Origin of the sequence: Paenibacillus sp. FSL M7-0802 (assembly GCF_038004945.1) — a bacterium.
Classification (GTDB): Bacteria; Bacillota; Bacilli; order Paenibacillales; family Paenibacillaceae; genus Paenibacillus; species Paenibacillus polymyxa_B.
On record NZ_JBBOSD010000001.1, the window covers coordinates 6089114 to 6111653 of the forward strand.

At 38.2% G+C, this 22540-nt stretch carries 34 protein-coding genes and 1 pseudogene; 8 read left to right on the top strand and 27 right to left on the bottom strand.

Annotation, left to right across the window (positions count from 1 at the left end):
* Positions 1-24: 24 nt before the first annotated feature.
* Positions 25-600 (bottom strand): LysE family translocator, encoded by a 576-nt coding sequence (locus MHB54_RS27710; protein WP_264453807.1) that lies wholly within the window; start codon positions 598-600, stop codon positions 25-27.
* A gap of 309 nt (positions 601-909) precedes the next feature.
* Here MHB54_RS27710 and MHB54_RS27715 point away from each other — a divergent pair, with 309 nt between their 5' ends.
* The 4 genes from MHB54_RS27715 to MHB54_RS27730 are packed head-to-tail and all read left to right on the top strand — an operon-like array spanning position 910 to position 4910.
* A complete protein-coding gene (locus MHB54_RS27715) occupies positions 910-2340 on the top strand; it encodes a spore germination protein (RefSeq protein WP_264453808.1) in 1431 nt (476 codons plus the stop codon).
* A 14-nt stretch (positions 2341-2354) separates the two neighbouring features.
* Positions 2355-3563: a Ger(x)C family spore germination protein gene (locus MHB54_RS27720; protein ID WP_264453809.1), complete on the top strand. Its 1209-nt coding sequence runs from the start codon at positions 2355-2357 to the stop codon at positions 3561-3563.
* 6 nt (positions 3564-3569) lie between these two features.
* Positions 3570-3797, top strand: a complete 228-nt coding sequence (locus MHB54_RS27725; RefSeq protein ID WP_023988503.1) for a hypothetical protein — start codon at positions 3570-3572, stop codon at positions 3795-3797.
* Positions 3798-3809: 12 nt separating this feature from the next.
* On the top strand, positions 3810-4910 hold the full coding sequence (locus MHB54_RS27730; protein WP_023988502.1) for a GerAB/ArcD/ProY family transporter: 1101 nt from the start codon (positions 3810-3812) through the stop codon (positions 4908-4910).
* Positions 4911-5017: 107 nt separating this feature from the next.
* On the opposite strand, the gene MHB54_RS27735 is transcribed toward MHB54_RS27730, so the two are convergent.
* Together MHB54_RS27735 and MHB54_RS27740 are read right to left on the bottom strand one after the other, a co-directional pair.
* Positions 5018-5710, bottom strand: coding sequence for a pseudouridine synthase (locus tag MHB54_RS27735; RefSeq protein ID WP_264453810.1), 693 nt, complete (start codon positions 5708-5710; stop codon positions 5018-5020).
* 115 nt (positions 5711-5825) lie between these two features.
* Positions 5826-6023, bottom strand: a complete 198-nt coding sequence (locus tag MHB54_RS27740) for a DUF3934 family protein (protein WP_023988500.1) — start codon at positions 6021-6023, stop codon at positions 5826-5828.
* Between the two features lie 218 nt (positions 6024-6241).
* Here MHB54_RS27740 and MHB54_RS27745 point away from each other — a divergent pair, with 218 nt between their 5' ends.
* The 3 genes from MHB54_RS27745 to MHB54_RS27755 all read left to right on the top strand — a co-directional run bounded on the left by MHB54_RS27745 (position 6242) and on the right by MHB54_RS27755 (position 8850).
* On the top strand, positions 6242-6742 hold the full coding sequence (locus MHB54_RS27745) for a histidine phosphatase family protein (RefSeq protein ID WP_264453811.1): 501 nt from the start codon (positions 6242-6244) through the stop codon (positions 6740-6742).
* Positions 6743-6786: 44 nt separating this feature from the next.
* Positions 6787-8199 carry a hypothetical protein gene (locus MHB54_RS27750; RefSeq protein WP_264453812.1) on the top strand — a complete coding sequence of 471 codons (1413 nt, stop codon included), beginning with the start codon at positions 6787-6789 and terminating at the stop codon, positions 8197-8199.
* 216 nt (positions 8200-8415) lie between these two features.
* Positions 8416-8850 (top strand): VOC family protein, encoded by a 435-nt coding sequence (locus MHB54_RS27755; RefSeq protein WP_023988497.1) that lies wholly within the window; start codon positions 8416-8418, stop codon positions 8848-8850.
* A 61-nt stretch (positions 8851-8911) separates the two neighbouring features.
* On the opposite strand, the gene MHB54_RS27760 is transcribed toward MHB54_RS27755, so the two are convergent.
* From MHB54_RS27760 to MHB54_RS27775, 4 genes are all read right to left on the bottom strand, one after another.
* On the bottom strand, positions 8912-9919 hold the full coding sequence (locus MHB54_RS27760; RefSeq protein WP_264453814.1) for a FecCD family ABC transporter permease: 1008 nt from the start codon (positions 9917-9919) through the stop codon (positions 8912-8914).
* Entirely contained in the window at positions 9916-10941 is a 1026-nt protein-coding gene (locus MHB54_RS27765; RefSeq protein ID WP_025721067.1) for a FecCD family ABC transporter permease, read from the bottom strand. Before MHB54_RS27765 ends, MHB54_RS27760 begins: the two co-directional genes overlap by 4 nt.
* A gap of 33 nt (positions 10942-10974) precedes the next feature.
* Positions 10975-11958 (bottom strand): ABC transporter substrate-binding protein, encoded by a 984-nt coding sequence (locus MHB54_RS27770; protein ID WP_264453815.1) that lies wholly within the window; start codon positions 11956-11958, stop codon positions 10975-10977.
* 132 nt (positions 11959-12090) lie between these two features.
* On the bottom strand, positions 12091-12540 hold the full coding sequence (locus tag MHB54_RS27775; RefSeq protein WP_028541366.1) for an Imm63 family immunity protein: 450 nt from the start codon (positions 12538-12540) through the stop codon (positions 12091-12093).
* Between the two features lie 179 nt (positions 12541-12719).
* Between MHB54_RS27775 and MHB54_RS27780 the strand changes: the two genes are divergently transcribed.
* Positions 12720-13151: a hypothetical protein gene (locus tag MHB54_RS27780; RefSeq protein ID WP_028541367.1), complete on the top strand. Its 432-nt coding sequence runs from the start codon at positions 12720-12722 to the stop codon at positions 13149-13151.
* Between the two features lie 51 nt (positions 13152-13202).
* Here MHB54_RS27780 and MHB54_RS27785 read toward each other — a convergent pair.
* The 20 genes and pseudogenes from MHB54_RS27785 to MHB54_RS27880 all read right to left on the bottom strand — a co-directional run.
* Positions 13203-13559 (bottom strand): annotated as a pseudogene (locus MHB54_RS27785) (phosphotransferase); the annotation flags it as partial.
* A 216-nt stretch (positions 13560-13775) separates the two neighbouring features.
* The gene (locus MHB54_RS27790) at positions 13776-14042 is read right to left on the bottom strand and encodes a DNA-binding protein (RefSeq protein ID WP_340982067.1); all 267 of its coding nucleotides are present in this window, start codon (positions 14040-14042) and stop codon (positions 13776-13778) included.
* Entirely contained in the window at positions 14032-14205 is a 174-nt protein-coding gene (locus MHB54_RS27795) for a hypothetical protein (RefSeq protein ID WP_340982068.1), read from the bottom strand. The genes MHB54_RS27790 and MHB54_RS27795 overlap by 11 nt, the downstream gene beginning before the upstream one ends.
* 270 nt (positions 14206-14475) lie before the next feature.
* The gene (locus tag MHB54_RS27800; RefSeq protein WP_340982069.1) at positions 14476-14874 is read right to left on the bottom strand and encodes a hypothetical protein; all 399 of its coding nucleotides are present in this window, start codon (positions 14872-14874) and stop codon (positions 14476-14478) included.
* A gap of 70 nt (positions 14875-14944) precedes the next feature.
* Positions 14945-15361: a hypothetical protein gene (locus tag MHB54_RS27805; protein WP_340982070.1), complete on the bottom strand. Its 417-nt coding sequence runs from the start codon at positions 15359-15361 to the stop codon at positions 14945-14947.
* Positions 15362-15412: 51 nt separating this feature from the next.
* The gene (locus MHB54_RS27810; RefSeq protein ID WP_340982071.1) at positions 15413-15670 is read right to left on the bottom strand and encodes a hypothetical protein; all 258 of its coding nucleotides are present in this window, start codon (positions 15668-15670) and stop codon (positions 15413-15415) included.
* A gap of 60 nt (positions 15671-15730) precedes the next feature.
* Entirely contained in the window at positions 15731-16216 is a 486-nt protein-coding gene (locus MHB54_RS27815) for a hypothetical protein (protein ID WP_340982072.1), read from the bottom strand.
* Positions 16217-16375: 159 nt separating this feature from the next.
* A complete protein-coding gene (locus MHB54_RS27820) occupies positions 16376-16567 on the bottom strand; it encodes a hypothetical protein (RefSeq protein WP_340982073.1) in 192 nt (63 codons plus the stop codon).
* A gap of 23 nt (positions 16568-16590) precedes the next feature.
* The gene (locus tag MHB54_RS27825) at positions 16591-17172 is read right to left on the bottom strand and encodes a hypothetical protein (RefSeq protein WP_340982074.1); all 582 of its coding nucleotides are present in this window, start codon (positions 17170-17172) and stop codon (positions 16591-16593) included.
* 552 nt (positions 17173-17724) lie between these two features.
* A complete protein-coding gene (locus MHB54_RS27830) occupies positions 17725-17997 on the bottom strand; it encodes a hypothetical protein (protein ID WP_340982075.1) in 273 nt (90 codons plus the stop codon).
* 19 nt (positions 17998-18016) lie between these two features.
* Positions 18017-18745, bottom strand: coding sequence for a hypothetical protein (locus MHB54_RS27835; RefSeq protein WP_340982076.1), 729 nt, complete (start codon positions 18743-18745; stop codon positions 18017-18019).
* A gap of 83 nt (positions 18746-18828) precedes the next feature.
* Positions 18829-19089, bottom strand: coding sequence for a hypothetical protein (locus MHB54_RS27840; RefSeq protein ID WP_340982077.1), 261 nt, complete (start codon positions 19087-19089; stop codon positions 18829-18831).
* Positions 19090-19155: 66 nt separating this feature from the next.
* The gene (locus MHB54_RS27845; RefSeq protein WP_340982078.1) at positions 19156-19455 is read right to left on the bottom strand and encodes a hypothetical protein; all 300 of its coding nucleotides are present in this window, start codon (positions 19453-19455) and stop codon (positions 19156-19158) included.
* A 56-nt stretch (positions 19456-19511) separates the two neighbouring features.
* Entirely contained in the window at positions 19512-20210 is a 699-nt protein-coding gene (locus MHB54_RS27850) for a hypothetical protein (protein ID WP_340982079.1), read from the bottom strand.
* A 23-nt stretch (positions 20211-20233) separates the two neighbouring features.
* Positions 20234-20464 carry a hypothetical protein gene (locus MHB54_RS27855; RefSeq protein WP_340982080.1) on the bottom strand — a complete coding sequence of 77 codons (231 nt, stop codon included), beginning with the start codon at positions 20462-20464 and terminating at the stop codon, positions 20234-20236.
* A gap of 53 nt (positions 20465-20517) precedes the next feature.
* Positions 20518-20850 carry a hypothetical protein gene (locus MHB54_RS27860; protein WP_340982081.1) on the bottom strand — a complete coding sequence of 111 codons (333 nt, stop codon included), beginning with the start codon at positions 20848-20850 and terminating at the stop codon, positions 20518-20520.
* Positions 20851-20878: 28 nt separating this feature from the next.
* On the bottom strand, positions 20879-21151 hold the full coding sequence (locus tag MHB54_RS27865) for a hypothetical protein (RefSeq protein ID WP_340982082.1): 273 nt from the start codon (positions 21149-21151) through the stop codon (positions 20879-20881).
* Between the two features lie 31 nt (positions 21152-21182).
* Positions 21183-21626 carry a YkyB family protein gene (locus MHB54_RS27870; RefSeq protein WP_340982083.1) on the bottom strand — a complete coding sequence of 148 codons (444 nt, stop codon included), beginning with the start codon at positions 21624-21626 and terminating at the stop codon, positions 21183-21185.
* Positions 21627-21690: 64 nt separating this feature from the next.
* Positions 21691-21912 (bottom strand): hypothetical protein, encoded by a 222-nt coding sequence (locus MHB54_RS27875; protein WP_340982084.1) that lies wholly within the window; start codon positions 21910-21912, stop codon positions 21691-21693.
* A gap of 27 nt (positions 21913-21939) precedes the next feature.
* On the bottom strand, positions 21940-22326 hold the full coding sequence (locus MHB54_RS27880) for a type II toxin-antitoxin system PemK/MazF family toxin (RefSeq protein WP_340982085.1): 387 nt from the start codon (positions 22324-22326) through the stop codon (positions 21940-21942).
* Positions 22327-22540: the final 214 nt, after the last annotated feature.

A 22540-nucleotide genomic window follows, 5' to 3' on the forward strand; every position in this document is an offset into this window, starting at 1 on the left:
TTCAATCACCCCTAACAAGCTTACCTACATCCATATCATTATGGCCGCATAGGCTAAAAATAAGGCCATCATTATATTAACAGTCTTTTTATGCTTCTGTAAAAACTCCTTGAAGATTGCACCGAAAAGAACCCATGTCACAAATGCTAAAAAACCAATAAGCGTTATAGCGACAATACTTATCGTCACCGCAGGTATTGCGATATAGTGGGGCATAATAAAACTAGGAATTACAGTCATTGTAAATAGTACTACCTTTGGATTTAGAAACTGCATAAAGAAGCCTGACATAAAGGTAGCTGATTGGTTTACGGTTGGATTGGATGTATCCATTTTGTAAACTTGATAGGCGAGATAGAACATATAACAGCTTCCGATTATCTGCATAACAATTAAAATTTTCGGTATGATCGTTATAAGCATTGTATTCAATATAGCAGAAATAACAAGTAATAAACCAAAAGCTAGAGTTGCTCCATACGTATATTTCATTGCTTTTTTTGCCCCAAAATTATGGACTGTAGATAGTATAACGATATTAGTTGGACCTGGTGTAAAAGTGGCAATAAAGCAGTAAATTAAAACAGATGTAATATTCATGAGGAAAACTCCTTTAACGTATTCTCATGAAATAATACATCTTAAGATAAATGGCATATAGTATATTATTGCAGGTATTGTACCCTTCGTAGTCACCCTTCTGCTACGCTGTTTGCTATATCAAAATTTCCTTTATCCAAGAGTTGCATCGTCAGTTCCTTGTTGTCCGTAGCTGTCTTCAAAAATTACTTAGCCCGAATCCTCTACCGTTAAAGATGTTTTTAACCTTACCGACAACAAACATAATCATGGATTATTGTGGTATTATTTCGGATTATTGTTAATACTACGTATCTGAGGAGGGTGAAAATGAAGTTACATACCAAATTTTCAAGACAATTATGCCAGAATATCGATCTCATTTGTGACTTCATGGGAAACAGTTCGGATTTTATTGTTCGTGAGATCACGACTGGCCATAAACACGCCGCTCTTTTTTATTTGGATGGAATGACTGACATGCAAAAGGTACAGGACAACGTGATCCGTCCGTTGCATGATCGTGTTTCCTCTGACGAGATCACTTTACCGTTATTGAAAAACGCAATTTTGGACATTGGTGAAGCAAGCTTTACTCAAAACTTTGAAGATGCCTTGGAACAGATCCTCTCAGGTAGTCTTCTCCTACTACTGAACGATACGGATGAAGGATTGGTCATTTCTTTGCCTGGATGGGAAGAACGCAGCATTACGGACTCGAAGACGCAGCCTGTGGTCAGAGGTCCGCAAGAAGCGTTTACAGAAACTTTACGTACGAATACGACTATGGTTCGTCGAAGGGTGAAGGATACAAGAGTACGTCTAACTACGGTAAAAGTTGGCGAAAAAACCAAGACCGATGTATCTGTCATGTATTTACATGGGGTCGCTGACCCAAAAAAGGTGCAGGACATGATATCCAAGTTAAAGAACATGCATGTAGAAGGCGTGCTTGAAAGCGAATATTTGGAAGAATGTCTCCATGAAGATAAGCAACTCACGATATTTCCGCTCTTTTATAATTCTGATCGCCCAGACTCTATTGCAGCAGGAATTATGGAGGGGAAAATTGCGATATTTGTGGATGGATCTCCCTTCGCCATCCTTGCACCTGCGGTGTTTGCAGATTTCCTTCAATCCGCAGAAGATTATTATCAATCCTTTATTTACAGTAGTATCATTCGAATATTAAGGTACATCTGTCTAGCAATCTGTATGTTGGCTCCGGCCATTTATGTCGCATTAACGACATTCCATCAGGATATGATTCCAACAGTTTTGTTATTAAGCTTATCCGCGCAACGTGAAGGAGTACCGTTTCCAGCATTTATTGAGGCGATGATCATGGAAGTGGTTTTTGAAATTCTGAGGGAGGCAGGTCTTCGTATGCCACGGACGGTCGGTCAAGCCGTTTCAATTGTTGGGTCAATAGTGATCGGCCAGGCAGCTGTAGAAGCAAACATCGTTTCGGCTGTTATGGTCATTGTTGTTGCAATAACTGCCATTTCGAGCTTTGTCATTCCCTCGTACACCTTTGCTATTCCAATCCGGATATTACGTTTCGCTTTCATAGCCATAGCCGCTATGTTTGGTGTGTACGGATTGACTGTTGGTATCCTCATGCTCTTTGTGCATCTGAATGGGCTTCATTCGTTCGGTGTACCGTATTTGAGCCCCTTTGCCAATTACAAATCGTCGGAGCAGAGGGACGCCATATTACGTTTTCCATATAGAACTAAAAAAAAACATCGCAAAAACTAAAGGAGTAGACCATCATGAACTCGTATCGATCCACCATTTTATTACTGTTTATGTGCATCTGGCTAATGGTGTTTCTTACGGGTTGCTGGAACAGTAAGGAATTGAGCGCAATTTCCGTCGTGATGGCTATGGGCATTGATGCAGTTGATGACCAATATGAAGTCAGTTTACAAGTGGTTGACCCATCGCAAATGTCTCAGAATTCCCCCATGGAACGGACGCCAACGATCGTTTTTTCCAAACGCGCCGATACCATATTTGAAGCTATTCGAAAATTAACAACGGAATCGTCCCGAAAAATGTATATGTCTCACTTAAAGTTTGTTATTTTTGATGAAAAAACGGCCAAAAAAGGAATCAAGGAGCCGCTGGACTTTCTGTTCCGTGATCATGAAGTTCGGCCTGATTTCTATTTGGCCGTTGTCAGAGGAAACACGGCAAAGGAGGCCGTTACTTTTGTAGCTCCGACCGAGGTCTTGCCTGCAATGGATATGTATAAGGCATTAAGGCTTTCTGAAAAAGCATGGGCTCCAACTTCCGCGGTCAATGTGAAAGATATTTTACAAAAATTTACAGAGGATGGCATTGAACCGGTTCTCACCGGTATTCGACTGACAAACCTAGAAAAAGGTCTAACTATTGATAATGTGACAAAGTCGCCCCAACATGTTAAATATTTTTTCACTGGAATTGGTGTTTTCAAGGGCGACCGACTTATCGATTGGATGGATGATTCACAAAGTAAAGCCTTTACCTATATATCCAACCGTGTTTCCAGCACCGTAGCTTCCATCGATTGTCCGAATTCCAAAGGAAAATTTGTTGTTGAAGTAATCCGTTCCAAAGTAAAGATGCGTCCAGAAATAATAGACCATGAGCCGCACATTTCTCTTATTGTGGATACAGAATCCAATATCGGAACGGTCTCGTGCAATGTCAACCTTAAGAATGAAGAGACATTTAGAGATCTTCAAAAATCAGCTAAAGAGCATCTGGAACAGTCTTTGAAGGAAGGCATTTCGTACGCACAACAAATCGGTTCCGATATATTCGGGTTTGGAGAAGCTCTTCACCGCAAGTACCCACGTGAATGGCATAAATGGAAAGAGGATTGGCCACAAAAATTCCAAACGCTTAAAGTGGATATTCAGCTCAATTATCGTTTGATCCGGTTCGGAGAAATCACCAGTCCAATCGATATGGGACTACACAATCAGGAGTGAATACATATGCTTTATGTGATTCTCGTAAGTTCCATTTTAACATCGCTGTATGAGTTTAAAAAATTCAAGAAGAAACAATATGTGCGTGAAATTGTATTCAGCTCGGTATTGTTGACTATAGGCGTTATATTGATTATCCTACGGATCGCCAACATTGAACTGCCGACTCCACTGACGGGCATTCGAATCCTATTCCAACCGGTAAGCCGGTTACTTATAGAAATGTTATCTTAAGGGGGCATTGGAATGAATTCCAACTTGACCGTTCGACAAGCTATTATGTGGTTTACATTATATCAAATAGGAAGCGCATATCTGGTGCTCCCAGCGGCAATTACTGCTGCCGCTAAACAAGATGCCTGGCTCTCCATCCCAGTCTCCTTAGGTTTCCATCTGTTATTGATACCTTTATATGCCTCCATCGCTAGGCAAATACAGGGGAAATCTTTCGTAGAGCATCTCCGTTGCCTCTTCGGTCCCTTGGGCGGGACGATTAGCATCGTTTTCATTTTTTTCTTTCCCTTTCTTGTGTTCATCATGACGCTTCGAAATCTAGGTGACTTTATCACAATAGATATTATGCCGGAAACTCCCTCCGACGCGATATATTTCATCATGCTTATAGTCATTTATTTCGCCGTTCGATCAGGCCCTGCTGTAATTGGCCGTTGTGCGGAAATCCTGTTTTTTTTCCTTCTGGTTCTATATCTTTTGGTCAGGATTACCCTTCTTCCTGAGACCAACATAAATAATGTGCTCCCTATTTTTGAGTATGGTTTGAACCCTATCGTTCTCGCTTCGTTCAATTTGTTTGCCTTTCCCTACCTTGAAGCAATTCTGTATCTTTTTTTTGCACAGTACATTCCCGATCCAAAGAAGTGGAGAAAGACAGTGATTACATGTGCTTTGATTAGCGGCGGCATGTATTTTTTCATGGTTCTACAAATAATCGCCGTGATGAGTGAAGGTGTTGTATCTAATTTGACGTTTCCTACTTATTTTATTAGCCGAACAATCAGTAACGGGGAGTTTCTTCAACGGTTTGAAATTGTCGTTGCAGTGTTCTGGTTTGTTACCATTTTTTTTCGACTCGCATTGCTTTTATATGTTTCAGCGCAAGGGCTTGCAGATGCTTTTCGTCTTCGAAGCGCTAACTCTCTCTTAGTTCCTCTGATCCTAATCGCAATGGCAATGGTTCATTCTATTTGGCCAAATATGCAATTTTTAATCAAGTTTTTTTCAGTATGGCCTTTTTACGCCATGATTTTCGGTATCGTGTTTCCTATTGTGCTATGGCTGGTGGGTAAGGTAGGCGGCTCGTTGAAATTCCGTAAAAAGTATCACTAAAGTTGCATTGACCGTATGAACATACTGTCCAATTCCAGCCTCTCCACCACGTCCAAAGGACATGGAAGACGCCTATTGGGCTAGGGGACTTGCTCTTGTTGTAATCATTATTGCAATTTAGCAAGAAGTAACTCCAGTTCCTCCCTCTCCAGATGTCTCCATTGCCCACGTTCCAGATGATCCAAGGTAATATTCATAATTCGAATACGTTCCAACTTTAGCACCCTGTAGCCCAATGCCTTGCACATTCTGCGAATTTGCAAGTTCAGACCCTGCGTCAAAATAATGCGAAACTCGTATTCGCTCGTACGATCAACCTTACACGGTTTGGTAATGACGTTCAATATTTCAACGCCGCGAGACATGGCCTGCGTAAACTCGTCTGTAACAGGTTTGTCTACAGTCACTATATATTCCTTCTCATGACCATGCTCGGAACGCATCATTTGATTCACAATGCTTCCATCGTTGGTTAATAGAATGAGTCCCTCTGACGCTTTATCCAGCCTGCCAATGGCAAAGATACGTGAAGGATAATTGACATAACTAATAATATTGCCAGCCACTTGCTCCGCTGCGGTACAAACAATGCCTATAGGCTTATTCAGAGCCAAATATACAGGTTCAATGGAATTAAGCGGAATAGCTTTTCCATCAATCAGCACGATATCCTGTGGCTCTACTTCTGCGCCCGCTTCACAAACATTTCCATTAATCGTAATTCGTCCTGCTGCAATCAACCTATTGGTTTCCCGACGTGAGCAAAATCCTGTCTCACTTATGTACTTGTTAATTCTCACGATTCACCTGCTTCTGATTATAATATGCGAGTATAAGTAAAATAATTAAAAAAACACCTGATTGTTCTTGCTTAATCAGATGTTCGCCGTTTACGACAACTTATACTTTCCCGGCTTATTTGCTACTGCTGCCGCCGCTTTTATTCCTTGTTGGTTTGGCAGTGCCGCCTTTTGTGCCACCTGCCGCTTTGCTTCCCGGTGCGCTTGTAGAAGCGCTTTTTGTCCTTACTGGCTTCGCAGTTTTGTTCCAGCGTGTCCAGCCCTTACTACCTGTACCTCTGCCGGTCCCGCCGCCCTTGCTTTTTCCACCCATATGATCACTCCATTACTAGTCGTTCAGATTTAACTAAGCTATCATACCATTACTTTGATCATAATGCCCATTTGTTTTAAAAAATTGAAGCATAAACTGTGCCAAATAAAGGAGCACATAATCATGTGAAAGCTCACACATGTTATTGTAGGCCGCGAAAAAAGCTTTCTTTTCCCCCACTTAAATGGCTAATTTTCTCTAGAAAAGAAGGATACAGTATGAATAATGACGTAAGGCTGTTTGTGGTTCGTCACGGTATTGGGACTGGTAATGAGCCGGATGCTCCGCTCAGAGTTCCAGAGGGCTTCGAGCAAGCCAAGCAGTTGGCGGATTTTCTACTGCATATGGATGGCTTGCATGTAGACCGTTTGATTTCCAGTCCGTATAAACGAGCTTGGCAGACAGCGGAAATCATTGAAGAACGATTAAACATCAAACTTGATCCACCTGAAGATCGTCTTAGAGAACGAGGGGTGCCCGAAGTTACGGCTGAAGAGTCTGAAAAAATGGTTAACACCCGGGTCACTGCCTTAACGGAAGAATTGCTGGAGAGCGGTCGACACACCTTTCTGTTAGTCACCCATCGCTTGATCATAACACTCCTGCTGCATCATTATGCTCCAGATTTTATTCTGGAGGAAATCACGAATCCGGATCTCTATCTTTTAACTTTTAGTGATGGAAAATGTCAGGCGAAGCATTTGTGGAGTACAGAGTAAACTGTTGTAGTTTAATTCAAAAAAAACTGGGAGGTCATCTAATTATGCAAGGAATGCTCGAAAGAAATCGCATCACCGCTGTTACCAAACCCGACGTATCCAACATGTCTGTTTGTATCGAAAATGTGAAAAAGGCGGTTCTCTCCAATCTTCAGGGGCCGGCAGCCCCTACGGATTATCACCAATTGATGGGAAGACTCCATGCGGCAAAAGCCAAACTGCCGAAAATATATCAGGAAACGGTCGCGATTCCGTTTATTAAGGAATTGGACAAGCTTGGGCAACAGGGCTTCACTGAAATTTTGATTCAGGACCCAAGTAGAACTAGAGCTGCCGGACTCATGCTGGATATCGCTCAGAGCATTCTGCAAAACGGAGAAGGCTACAATGCACTTGCGACCGATGCTTTTCAGGAGATTGTGAGTGACCTGTATGACGGTTTTCTTAGCGCAGAAGATCGTGAAGGAATAAAAGAACCGGATCTCAGTATTATTCCAGCACTTGTTAAATGGGGAGAGCCGGAAAATGGCCCGTACACATGGCCCGCTGATGCCACAGCAGTATTTAAAGTGCAAGCAGCGATTGTCAGTCTTCCTCCTGCGCATGCGACAAATGGACTGCTGGCTTGGTCCAGTATCCCTCATGAAGTATGTGGTCATGACATTTTGCATGCTGATCTGGGTCTAATTCAAGAGTTGGCCAATGTCGTTAGAAACAGATTAAACAGCGAAAACATCGGACAAGGACTACCGGACTACTGGGCTTCCCGCATCGATGAAACCGCCTCGGATGTATTGGGTGTCCTTAATCTGGGACCAGCAGCTGCCATTGGCTTAATCGGTTATTTCCGGGGTATGAATGCCGCCTTTTCGGGAAGAGCTCAACTTCGAAATGAAGGACCTACCCGTGATCCACATGCTGCAGATATTTTACGGGGATATTTGGGTGCCTACGCCACTGCACTTTTGGAATTCGACCAAGCTGGAGCATGGGCAGAAGTCATTGAATCGGAAGTCGACAAGGATCTATCAAATATTAAGCTTAACGGCAGAGCCATCGACGCTAATACAGCAAAACGTTCTGCACGAATTGTAGCTGAAGCCATTATGAAGACTAAACTTGCAAGCCTTGAAAATCACAGTCTGGATGAAATCCAAAACTGGAGAAACGAGGATGAGAGCGTCGCCGCACTTTTACGTACCTTGCTGCAAACCACCGGTTCTCTTACCGACGAGCACCGCTCTGGCTTCTACGCCGCGCATGTGGTAGCTGCTGCTGTTACTGAGGGACTTTCCCGGGAAGCGGATCTGCAGGTTATATTAAATCGGATGCTGTCCCTGTTAAAGCTGATGCACGATACCAATCCTGCTTGGGGACCACTTTTCGTACAGCATCCCGGCGATATTTCACGTCATCTGCTCTATCACCCTGCCACTCCAAACCTGATTTCCCTCTAAACAAGCCATATAATAACCCGCAAAATAGTTTGCTTAAGAGCAAGCAGTCTTTTTGCGGGTTACTTTAATTCCAATCCCTTAAAAAGACGCTAACATCCCCCTTAACGGCTACACGTTAGAAAGTCAATGAACACTTAGTATTTTTGCTTCTGCACAGGCTAATAATGATAGGTGAGAATTTGCAAGTAAAAAATCAGCCATAAAGGAGTGAAACACATGTCTGTTGATGTTTATCTTAACTTTAATGGAAACTGTCGCGAAGCAGCGGAGTTTTACGCAGAGGCATTTGGGACTGAGAAACCACATATCATGACGTTCGGTGAAGCACCACCCAATCCCGATTATCCTCTACCAGAAGAAGCCAAAAATTTGGTCATGCACACGCGGCTTCAAATTGATGGTAGTAATGTCATGTTTTCAGACGTTTTTCCTGGTATGCCTTTCGTAGCCGGAAACAACATCAGCCTCGCCATCGTCAATAAGGACGAAGAGAAAATTCGATCGTACTTCCATAAGTTAAAAGAAGGGGGGACCGTAAACATGGAGCTTCAAGAAACATTCTGGAGCAAATGCTATGGTAGCCTTAAAGATAAGTTTGGAATTGAATGGCAATTGAGTTATGACAATGAAGAATCGCCCAAAGAACAATAAAAAAGACGTTAACCCAGCCATATTTTGCATGGACATGGGTTAGCGTCTTTTCATTATGCATTTAACTGGCTTTCGACAGCAAGTAAAGGAAATAAGGGGTAACCAGTATGGTGATAATAATTCCGGTTGGAATATCAGCTCCAAAACTAATCGTCCGAGTAAGTGTGTCAGCAATCAAAATGACGAGTGCACCAACTAATGCCGTCGTAGGTAGCAATAGCTTATGATTGGGTCCTACTAGCTTGCGTGCTAGATGGGGACTGACCATGCCTACAAAAAAGAAATTTCCGCCAAGTGCCACGCTACCAGAAGCGAGCGCAACGGCAGCAATCGTCAAGCCGATAAACTCCCTTTTAATTGCTACGCCGAGCCCCGATGCTGTCTGATTCCCCAAATTCAACGTATTGAGTGTGTTCGACCTGTAAAAAACGTAAAAGCAAATGATAAGCACCCACGGGAGCAGCACCATAATATAGCTCCAGTCGTCCCCCCACAGGTCTCCAGCCTGCCATCTCAGAGCAAAGTCATACTGTTGCTTGTCTAGCCGGAGTGTCAACATCAGAGATAATGCGCTGTAGCCACTGCCCATAGCGACACCGGTTAAAATTAAGCCTGTAGGCGAGATGTCTCTTCCCCGCCTGAAAGCAAACATAAAAATCAAAAATGCTGCCGTAAGGCCGCCTGCAAAAGCCAGTCCTGGAAGAAGAATAGGCGATAGCAATCCTTCACTAGCGAACAACGTAATATACATAAGTACAAATAACCCTGAGCCTGAGCTGATGCCGAGCGTCCCCGGGCTAGCCATGTCGTTTTTGAGCAAGCTTTGCATAATACAGCCTGATATCCCCATGCCAATACCTACCAATATAGAAAGCACAATACGTGGCAGTCGAAAGTCAAACACGATCAGGTTCTGTTTGCTCGTTCCTTCGCCAATGATGACCTTGATAACTTCGAGTGGAGAAAGGTTCATTTTCCCAACATTCATACTGAGTACAGCCACTAGCAGCGTCAGCACTACTAACAGTAAAATAATGCTAATCCCCCTGGTATTACGGGACAGTTTCAACTAAACTCCCTCCTCTGCTTGCGCACAAGGTAGAGAAAATAGGGTACGCCCACCAAGGCAAAAATAATGCCAAGGGGTGTTTCGTGAGGGCGATTGATCAGTCGTCCGAGTAAATCCGCCGCCAACAGAAAGACTGCTCCATACAAAGCTGAGGCCGGGATAATATACCGATAATCTGTTCCGACCAGATGGCGCATAATGTGTGGCACGATCAAACCAACGAAGCCAACAGGGCCGACCACAATAACCGATAACCCTGTTAAAATTAATACAATTAAGGTTGAAAACAGCTTAATCCTATTCGCACGAATACCCAAGCCTGATGCCACATCCTCCCCGAAGCTCAAAATCGTAATCGAGGGAGAAAGCGCGATGGCACAGACCAAACCCACTACAAACAGTGGCGCAATGAAAGCTAATTCGCCCCACTTGGCACTGGCTGTACCACCAGCAGACCAGTAATCAAGGGCTTGGCCAATCTCATACTTAATAGCGATAAACGTACTAAACGCACCAAAAAGCATGGAGATGGACATTCCTGCTAACACCAGTCGCTGAGGCGTCATTCCTCGCTTGCCTATAGAAGCGATGTAATACGTGATGCCAGTAGTGATTGCTGCACCTAGGCAAGAATACAGCATAGTTTCTCCGTAAGTACGACCAGGCAAAAAGGCCATACATAACGCAATAGCAAATGTCGAGCCTGAACTTATGCCAATGAGTCCCGAATCCGCTAGTGGATTACGAGTGGTTCCCTGCATAATTGCCCCACACACAGCCAAGCTGCACCCTACTATGATATCTGCCACGGTACGTGGAAAACGCAAGGTGTGAATAATCTGATGTTCCGTAATGTTGGGATCAAACTGAAATATAGCCCCCCACGCCAGCTTCAAGCTCATTTCCGCAGCACCAAAGGTAATAGATGCTGCGGTAACCACCAGGAGCAGGAACACGCCCATGATCATATAGCCTATAAAATGAAATATTCCTTTTTTATTTGGTTCTTTGTGAGTAGACATCGATTACACCCTTAGTTGGTCAATTATGCAACGTTACTTAGTCTGTTCCAGCAATTTGCTAATAATATAATCTAGCTGCCCCGTCATACTAGCAACGTCCGAATAATAGAACAGTCCTGCATATTTCGCTGGAATTTCGATGATATGTCCGTTTTTAACGGCTGGAATACTGCTCCAGATTTTTGTCTTCGCATATTCGGATTCTTTGCCTTCCTGCTTAAACCAAAGGACATAATCTCCAAAGTATTCAGCAGCTACCTCGTAGGATAAAGAACCTCGACGCTCTCCGGAGCTTTTAACCAATGTGTTGAGCTTTTCCGGTTTGTGAAGTCCAAGATAATTGTAAAGCAACGTTCCTCCACGTGAGCCTGTTTCATAATAAATTCCATAGGAGCCACTGCCCCAGTCCTCGAAAATGCTAAACGTTTTGTCCTTGAATATGTCGGAATTTAGTTTTTCTTTGGCCTGACTCAGCTTGCTTTCAAACAGTGAAATCACTTTTTCTGCTTCTGCTTCATGTCCTGTGGCCTGACCAAGAAATTTCAAACGTTCTAGGGAGGTCATTTTATCCTCAGGTATCACAAGAACAGGCGCAATTTTAGAGAGCTTATCATAATCCTTTGTATCATATGTAATGATGAGATCAGGATCATACTTCATAATTTCCTCAGTTTCCCACTTTTCGATATTGGGGATGTCGTTAAACTTATCGTAAAAAGGCATCGTTTCTTGTTTCCACCCCATGACTGCGGCCGGCTTAATCCCTAGTGTAAATACATCGCCAACATACCAGTTCACTACTACCCGTTGAGGATTAGCGGGCACCTTCACATCTCCTTTTACCGTAGAGACTGTACGCGTATCAGAATCACTGCTTACCTCTTCCTTCGTGGGCGACGCGGGTTTAGCAGATGAATCAGAGGAACTGCCAGCATTCCCACAACCTGAAATAACAAAAATCACTACGAATAGTGCACATAAAATCATGTGAAATTTCTTGTTCATCATACGATGCATGTTGTAAATCTCCTTTGAAATATAGTAAGTGCAAAACATACTTAAAATTAGTGATAATGATTATCAATATCACTAATATAAAATTGTAAATTTTATATTAGTGATTGTCAACTGTTTCTTTATTTTTTTGTTTTACTTTAATGGGTTCTCCAGTGCTCCCCTTCTATTCGCTTCATGCCATTCCTGGTAGATTCCTCCAATTTCATAAAATGCTTTGTTCATTGCAGTTGTCAGCTCCTTCGTGATTTCCTTGGTATATTTTAAATGAGTATTTATGTTATCCACTTTATATTTGCGAAGTAAATTTAGATGAGCAATGATGTGAATTGTATCTTCGATGATCCAATAAATCACATCCTCTTCCTCTTTCGTAAGCTTGTTCAGCATCTGTATGCCTCTTTCATACATCTGGAGCGTATAACCCCGCTTGCCCACTTGCACATACGGGCTCAGATCATCATAAAAATCCGTACGGAAAGGTCGTCTTACATATTGCTCATACTGGTCTTCATATATTGAAGTTTGTTCAAGCTGTTTAATAGTCATATCTATGAGTTCTTGTTCGCTATATATTTTTTTCATCAGATTTTCCCTTCCCTTTCTCTACTAAATAAATTCAAGTCATAATCATGTTAGATCACAAGTGATGCAATAAGAAGTCAAATTCTTTTTTTACCAACCATTAACAATTCTGTTTGATGCAAACGATAATTAGAATAGAGGGAATTTCCTCAATATATCCAACTGAAGGAGACAGGCGAATGAATAGAGTATGGACGAAAGCATCAGCTATTCTATTGGTAGTGGTATCCTTAATATTCAACGGAACGTACGCACTCGCAGCTTCGGCAACATCAACGTATATCGTTACGTTTCAACAAGCAACCTTGGTATCCAACGATCACGTAGGCAACGAATGGGCCATTGCTGCCCAGGTGGCAGATCAATCCATTAGTGAAGGTAACAGCGTGAAGGTGAAGGTCAAATCGAATGGTAGCATAAAGCTGTATGCGTACGCTGAGGAACAAGACAAAATTCCTGATGAAGGCGAAGCCACCAAGAATGTAAAGGTCTCCTCGGTTTCTGCTAAAGGTTCTACCGTTAAGTTAAGAGTGACGGTTACTGAAAACCGTGGACGTTATTCAGGTCATCAAGCCGTTTGGGAATTTACGTACAAGATTAAGAAACAATAATAGAATGCTAAAAAAAAGACCGTCACTCCCCAGGAGCGGCGGTCTTCGCTTTTACAAGTCGCTGTAACTGGGCACGTACCATTTCGGTATATAGGTTTGAAAGTAATTATATGCCTCCAAAACCTCTTCAGCTCGTTGCACCATATCGTCTACCTCTTCTTTGCCAAATGGAATGGCCCAGTGAATCGATGAAAGCTGATTGCTTGCAATATACAGAGCCATTAATCTAAAAAATAAATCAGGTACATGGTTATTAAAATAACTGTGGATACGGCCCGAAGCGAATAAAGGACTTAATGCTGCACACCAGGTAATTCTATTGAATTCCTCCCAAGGATCACCATAATCCATTCTATTAAAATCAATGATACCCAGTTCACCAGATGGGTTAACCACCATATTGCCTACACTATTTCCAGCTTCTCATATAATCTCAATATACCTCAAAAAACCTTATTCTATCAAGGGATTCTATCTCTCACCTTCTCATTTCGTCTCATCTTAAACCAATAAAAATCACTTCGTTTTTTCGCTGCCGTGACCACTGTGTGTCCAATTAACAATAAAAAAAGAACACATTCAGCAAAATCAGATTGCTTGGTGTGTTCTTTTTTTATGCATTATTTATGCATCCTTATATGTAGATGATTCAATTAGATATTTTGCGAAATAAGGTCTTGCTACTCTCAACTGATTGACTATTTTTAAGGTAGGGAATTCACCTGAATTCAACACTGTATAGGCTGCTGCCTTTCCAATTTGCATAATTTCTTGTATATGCTTTACGTTCAAAAGGGGGGGATATGATTCTAACGATTTAAGTATTTCGTTTTCTATGTATGTACTGTTCGCTTGTTTTTCTTCTATGTATGTATCTAGTTCAATACTCATCATTGCCACCTAACATTCCAATGGCTTCATCTGCGGAACTGTTGCTAATCAATTTTTCTTGGGCTAAACTAATAATTCTAAGTGTCGCCTCATCTTTCAATCCTTGTTCACTCAAAATAGTAGCAAACAAGTAACTGACTGTTTCTAGTTCAGACTTTTTCAATATTTTATTATCCCCTTTAATCTATGTATTTTCATTATTTAGACCTAAATAAGTTCATCAATATTTGTTTCTAAAATTATTCCATTTTCCTTCATTTTAAAATACAATTTAGCTTTCTCATACAAAGAGGAAATATATACATGTTCGCCTAGAGTTCCACTGATAATATCTTCATGAGTATATATATGTTTGTTCTGAATATCATTTAAAAAATCACAAATTAAATTTGTCAGTTTGGTCTTTTCCTTTCTCATAAAACTATTATTTTATTTAGACTTCTTTTCCACTTGCTACTGTAAATGATGCAAAGCAATCACCATCAAATTCATTAATGTAAATCAATGCATATCCTGATTCATAATTCTTTTCTAAGTCTAATTCCTTTAATGTATCGCTATGATACTGCCATACTGCATCACCATCAAACTGGAATGTCTCTATCAATACAGCATCATGCGTTAGAAACTTTTCAGCCTGTTCTTTTGCTTTATGAAACGTATCCGCTTCAGCAGAAATGTTATAAACTTGTTGATTCTCATTGACAGCACAAACAATATTCAATCCTTCATGATAAAATCTAGCCAGATTATTATTACCGTGATTAACTCCAAAATGTAACCGATATGTATCCAATGTATCCCCAAGTTGTGGATAGTTTTTTTCATTCATTTATCATTCTCCCTTTTAATTTTAATAACTTCAGCACCTACCGTATTAGTAGGCACTGAATAAGTTCATTCTAGTCAACAAGTTTATAAAGTTTCATTTGATATCCATTGAGCTTAATAATGTATTTTCCATTTGGATCTTCAATAGTGACATACTCTGTATTGATGATAGTTTTAGCCAACTCTTTCAACGATTCACCAATAAGAGAACTCGTATTAGCAGCTTTAATAGGAGCTTTGTTCCATGCATCATTGACTTTATTTTCTTTTAGCGCTTGATAATGCAACTTATCGATATCGTTTTTAATAATTGTATGAGAATTTTCTTCATACACACGACTAAACAGCTTACTCAATTCGCAATCTTTCTTAGCAAGCATAACTTTCTGTGCAAGATACTCGGCTTCTTTTTTATTGTGACCACTTGCAATAAAATATTCTACGTCCTTACTAAATTCTTCTTCATCAAATTCTTTGAAATCTACCATTATATAATTCATCCTTTTTATTATGTATTTTTATTTTGGTGAAATAATCACTTAACGCATCAAAGTATCCTTACTGAAAATCTTTTTATTTGTTTCATACAACATTTTTTCTTTGTATCCTCTTAACTTCCCATCCGAACAAAGATACTTTGTGTTCCCTCCACCAAAAGAAGACGGGACAAACACTCCTTTATTGGGTTTCCTCATAAGTTCGATTCCTTTATAAATACCTTCTTGCACTCCTTGTGTGTAGGCACTAGTTTCAATCTGTTCAATGCGCTTTCTAAAAAATAGATGCATAATGCTCATTTAATTCTTCTCTCCTTTTTTATATTGAATTGTTTAGGATAATCAGAGTAAACTCAAAAATCAGTCAGAACGTAACCCATTTCTTTTCACCTCCCTTCTCAATTTCTTTTTCAATTTAGTCAAGCGTTCTACTTTGCGTCTATATTTGTCGTGATCCATAAAGCCGCCTACGATTCTGTCCTTATCCGACAACGCCAGATTATCAATATCAACATTTGCAGATACTAGAATTTCATTTGGTCTTTTAGATGGATTTGTTAGATTAAAATCAGCTTCTTTGTAAATGTGCTTATGGTGACCAGATTTTTTAAAGGGATTCACAACACCACGTCCAAGAACAACACACATATTGTTTTTTAGTCCAGTGTCAATAAGTATTTTGGTCATTACATCAGTTTGGGTAATACCGCCTATATCCACTATATATGTTTCGTCGCTTTTTCTAGACTTCTCAATTACATCCTCTAAAAGTGATTCTGCTTGCTTGTTTATTTCTTGATATACCGTTAGCAAAAGGCTACGACCAAAAACTAATTTATCTTTCACTTATTTAAAGTACTCCTTATGTTTGTGGCACAATGTAATACGAATGGACACAGATGGCTACATTGTGCCACAAAATCAAATCAGTCTTTTATTTAAAATTAAAGGTCCCAAACTATTTATTTACAGTGTTGTTTAGCCGATTTTACAAGTGTTCGGGACCTAACCTTCGTCACTTTGACGACAGTTCAACAATCCTCTTTCAATCAATTCTTGATGATAAAACATAAACATTCGTCTCATATATACTTCTGTTGCGTCACTAATAAAAGATGTACGTACATCAAAGGATAGTTGGTCATTAATACTTTTAATTGCCTTGTCACTCAAGTCTTTAAAATCTAATTCGTTCATATGTATTCTCCTATTTATAATTATTACATTGAAAAATCGCCATTTTCATCAATCCAGAAAGGGTTGTTTCCTAACGTTTTGAGTGTATTAGAAAAAACTTCGTCTGCTTCGTCACGTTTCTTTGTGTTGTGTAAATCATTAAATACTTCAACACACGTTTCAAAAAGTAGATCTAGTTCTGTGCCTGTCTTATCATCGTCATATGTATCGATTATTATATCTGCTGTTTGATAAATAACATTATCGTCACGATATCCTTTTTCTGCTGTATATGTATCAATAACAATCTGATAATTACTCTTACTTTCATCGAACATTGTCAATCCAGTCAACAATAACTCTCCACTGTTTGCCAAATGTTCCAATAAAGCATAGTCAGTTTCGGTCTTCAATTTAGCCATCAACGCATCCATCTTTTGTTGAATCTTCGTTATCGCTTCTTGATTAATTGTCTGTTCCCGTACCAAATCGGTACTGGTAATATCGTCAATCCCTAAAGCTTTAGAAACTTGTTCGTCAGTCAACCCATTCATAATGTGATTTCTGTACTCTTTACCCATAGGCGTATTGGCTGTCATAAGATTCTCTGCAATTTTTTTATCCATTTAATTACTCCCTTTATGTATGTTTTGATAAAACTTATCTTTTACTAAGTGGAATCCAATTTATATCTGGCATGTTGCTGAAGCAATTTATATTCTCTTTAATCTTATGCGTACATTCCTCTAAGCTAAAGCATTTCATGTCTTCAATAAGAGTTTGCTTGTTCTCATCTGTAACATCGTACAGAAACAAAGAATATCTCGTGCTATCAAAATCGCTTGTACTAAACAGATATTCTTGTGTTGTTGCATAATACTTCCGTTTTCGATACTTGAAATTAGATATATACTTTAGCGTATTAGAGATTTTATAGAATTCAATTTCATTAATAATCTTCAGCACATCTTTGAGGTTGTAAAATTGGTCTAAAAACTGATTTACTATCTCTTTGAAATCAACATTACATGAAACAAAATCTAATATGTATTCGTTTGGTTTAGGTATTTTTCTTCCTAATTTAATCTCATAGTCAACATATGCATCATACATTTGATTCAATTGTTCAAGTGTATATAGTGATTTGAATTGTTTGTATTGTTGAAAGTAAAGCATGTTTAAATCGACTCAACTTCCCATTCATATCTATTTAAAATTTCCTCTGTAGATTCAGGAACATAAAATTGATTCAAGAATTCTTTTGTCACTTCTTTTGAAGGTTGTTCTCCCCACTCAATCGTATCATCTAAATAATCATCAGGCGTTTTGATATATGATGCTGTTAAAATATGTGCGTTTGGTTCATTGATGCTTAGTGCTTCGAAACTCAATGAGGCTACATAAAGCGCATAATCTTTGTTCATCTCATCCACTGTTAATGATTTATTCATTATTCCATCTCCATTATGATTATTTTAGTTTTACCCATTTAATTGTCAGTAATTTTTTTGTTTCCAAATATGATGATAACCAAAATTTAAAATATTCTAACCCCTCGATGTTCTGTCTATATACCTCTATCTTTTTCCTATCAATTAACTCATACAAAATTACACTTTGATAACAATCGTTCTTATAGTTTGGGTCTTTGAGCATACCCTTTGAATACAAAGTATCTGTAGATATAGCATAAAATTTTCTATCCCTGTATTCGAAGACGTTAGTGATATGCTGATCACCTAATACTGACAACATTTCAGTATTATCCTTACCGAATGAAGTATCCTTATTTGCGTATCTGATCCACTCATTGTAAATATAAAAATTAGTGAACCCTGTAGCTATTGGAATACGCGCATCACTTAAATTTTTAAAAATTCTGTCCTGTACATGGATTCCATGATGGACTATAGTTGTTGGCAACTTTTTTGCTATTGCTATATTGATATAGTTTTTAGCACCATAAATATGTTGATAATCAAATTTTTCACGTAGCTCAATTGCCAGTTTATATGTATCAACAACCACATTATGTCCTTGTTCTCTAGCGTATTCAATCAGAGCAGTTAATAATATTTCTTCATCTTGAATACTATTCGTCCTTAATAATTCGTGGCTTTGTTCAGCTTTAACAAGTTGGTTTTTTACTCCATCAATCGTTAAATCAGAAACTTGTGACCCTATTTTTATTCTATGCAATTTAACTCCTTGTGATATGTATTGGTAGACAAGGGGTATGCAAAGCGCATACACCCTATCCTATTGAATTAAATCTAAAATATTTATTCCCAATTGTAACGACTTAAAAATTCTTCAATCTGTTCTGATTTATAGAATCGACTTAGAAATTCTTTAGCTACTTCCCTAGGAGGAAGCTCCGCAAGTTCGACAGTTAGATCAATGTATTCTTCTGGATCAACAATATATGATACAAAGTCGTCGCTAGTTACTTCAGGCTCAAGGGCTTCAATAGCAAGCTGTCCCACATATAGAGCATAGTCAATCATTAGTTGGTCAGCACTTGTGATGTTTTTGTTTGTCATAGTATTTAATTATCTCCCTTTTATATGTATGATTATATTCTTTTAATTGCTTTTAAAATGCTTGTTTTATTTGTCTATCTTAGCGTTTCCGTAGCATGTAAAATTCACATTATAAAAACCTTCCACCTCGGCTTTAGTAACAGATGTTACTTTAATCTTTTCAAACTCGAAAGATATTGGCTTTTCATTTTGAAATCCATAACCTTTAATTTTTAAAATTTTATCTTTTAATTCTTTAACCTTATCTTCACTCAATTCCATAGACTCCATTGTCCATTCGCTGGGAATAATTTTTTGTGTATTTAACTCATTCAGTTCCTCAAGAGAAACAGTGTCCTCTTGTTTCAGCGTGATAAGTTTTTTCATTTTAAACTCTCCTTTTATATATATTGTTATTATTTTCATCTTATAAAATTCTGGTTTTACTTAATCATGTCAATAGCGGCTTGAATTGCATTAACCGTTGCTTTATCTTCCTTATGTAGGATAAATGCTGCTTTCACACTTTTGCCAGTGTTCTTATTTGTAATTTCAAACTGCAATAAATCATTTTCTACATTTATGTTGTATTTTACATGATCAGGCATATCAATTTTATTAGAGCCGACATACAATTGCGGTGCTATTTGTCCAAACAATCCATCATAAAACAGTTGTCCCTTCTCATTAATAGTAATATCTTCTCGCTGTTTTACCATTCCAAAAAACTGATCTTTTAATCCAATTGACAATCCTGCGCCTTCAAATGCAATTTGTTTCGGCTTGTCTATGCGTACTTTATCAAGAATAAAGTCAGCAAGATTATAAAGTGTGTAAGCTGCTGTTTTTGCAGGAATGAAACTATTTCCTTTATCTAAATCAATTTTGTGCAACGTTAGCGTAACCGATTCTGATTTGTTACCCGTCTTACTAACCTCTGCGTAAAAAATAATATTATTTTTTACCTTCTTAGACATATTATTTAAAGCATCATAAAGGAAACGATGTTGTTCTTGTGCTACTTTATTGTTTACTCCTTCAGGAATCCGCTGAGTTATAATATTTCCTTCTTCTACTTTAATAGATGATTCCTCAAGAACCTCGCCATTTGCACTCACAGTTTGTAATTTCAAATCTTTCATTATGTATTTCTCCTTATTTATAATTATTTTTTTGTAAAATTATTATATATGCCTACAATTTCTTCTGGTGTCCCAAAATCAGCGAGACACAAGCTACTAGCGAATGTAAAAATATACTGATTAGGGAAAGGAGTGTTTTCTAATATTTCTTTTTTTATTGTACATATATCCGTAATAATTCTTTGTTCGTCTTTTAAACCTTCAATCAATTCAGGTGTTAATTCTCCTCGAAGTATAATATCTTCTGGTCTCATCTTTTCACCTCCCTTCATTTATTTTTGTGTGTAAAATCCTTATTTTACTAATCTTAATTCAACCACATACTACATGCGCTATCTTCATCGTCTATCAGTTTATTAGATAACAATGAATTGATTTTATCCAATTCAAATAAATGCAATCTTTGTGAAGCAAGATGTTCTTCAACGTCTTTTACAGTCAAAGTATAGCTATTACATTTCTCGACAAGTACCTGAGCCTCCGAAATGTGTATTTTTGTTTTATTATTAAACTCTAATGTTTCAGGAAACATTTGCTCAATCTGCTTAATATCTTTGAGATTAGTGTTCATAAATATAATCCATTGATCGACGCATACCTTTACATTGTTTTGTATTTCTTTATCCAATACTTTGTTCATTTTATTGTCTCCTATTATTCAATTATTTTTATCTCACTTCAATATTTTTAGGTATAAGCTTATATTTATTTTTCAATCGCTTGATAAATTTGTGATTCGATTTAATCATATTCTTTGGTGAATAAGGATTTAATTCAAGATAACAGGACACACCACGTTCATGTAGCCATCGAACAAACTGACAGAATGAGTTAATGTTATCCATTGGTTCACCATATTCATTTTTAAATAGATTCAACTCAAACTCACCAAAATACTTATCTGTGATTTCAACAGCAACAGATTCATCAAAGATAAACATTTTGCTCTCATGCCAATTTACAGCGCTAATTTTATATACTCCCTTCTTTTACAAAGCTCTCTAACAAGTATTCAGCCTTTGTAATTCTCATTGGACTTTTGTAATTGTATTCACTATTGTATTTGAAATACTCTCCAAGATACGGTAAACCTTCATTTGTTTTCGTTGGTAGATGAAACTTGTAATTTCCGACTCTATAATATGTAAAGTAAGTTCTGTTACCATATACTTCCTTGCTATGTATCCCAATTACTTCTGCTAGTCCATTATCTACTAGATTAGCTATCACATCTTCTTTCAAAGAGTAATATTTTTGCTGCAACTTGATCAATTTGTGTTGAGCGCATTTTCCATTTGACATTTTTTTGTTGTACCAGAGCAATCTATTTAGTCTCTTGGCTGCTTGATTTAGTGTAAACAGCGCTTCAGCCACATCAACACCTTCATTTATTATTTCTGAGTTAATTCTTTTCACCTCCCTTCCATGATTTCATTATATTTGTTTGTTTAATCATTGTCAATATGATTATTTTTGTTTATTAAACATAGTACTTTTGCGGTAATATAATAACACTTGTATAATTGTCTACTCCTTTTTCATCAATCACAAAGTATTGCATACCATAAAGTTCAGTGTCTACTTTTTTTATTTCATACACTTTACCAAAAACAATATCTATGGGAAACTCTAAAGTTCCTTTACTAAAAACTATATAATTTGCTTCAGAAATGTTATGTACTTCATTCAATGTAATTGTCATTCTTCTATTTCCTCCATCTATGTGGTATTAAAATAAATCTAATTGCACTCTGCAAGCTCTTTTAACTTGTTCAGCAAAGTATTCCGGCATTTCAGCAACTTTAAATCCAAGTCTCTTTTTATCAATTGTTCTTATTTGTTCTACTAATACAGTGCTGTCGCATTCTAAATCTAAATCTTTCGCAGATAATTTTACGTGAGTAGGCATATTTCTATTTATTTTTGCGGTAGTCAATGGAGCCACTGTGACTGTAGTTCCAAAAGTATTTGCTTTGTCATTGCTTATGATAAGTAAAGGTCTTTCTCCGCGTTGTTCTGACCCTAGAACATTATCAGTACCAAGATTGCCTATCCAAATATCGAATTTTTTAACTAATTTCGCATCTACCCCTTTGTGTTCAAGTATTGCATTCATCTCAATCACTCCCGACTTGTTTTTTTTATTAAATGTTATTATTTTTGTTTGTTTGCTGTAATTACATTAAACCATATCCACTAATGCACTACAAGAGAACAAATGTTCTTTTTTTATATATAATATCATTATATTTGTTTATTAGAACTGCATGCCGATGAGATAAAAAAAGAGCCAACCCGTTATTGGATTGACTCTGTGTATTGTTGTTATT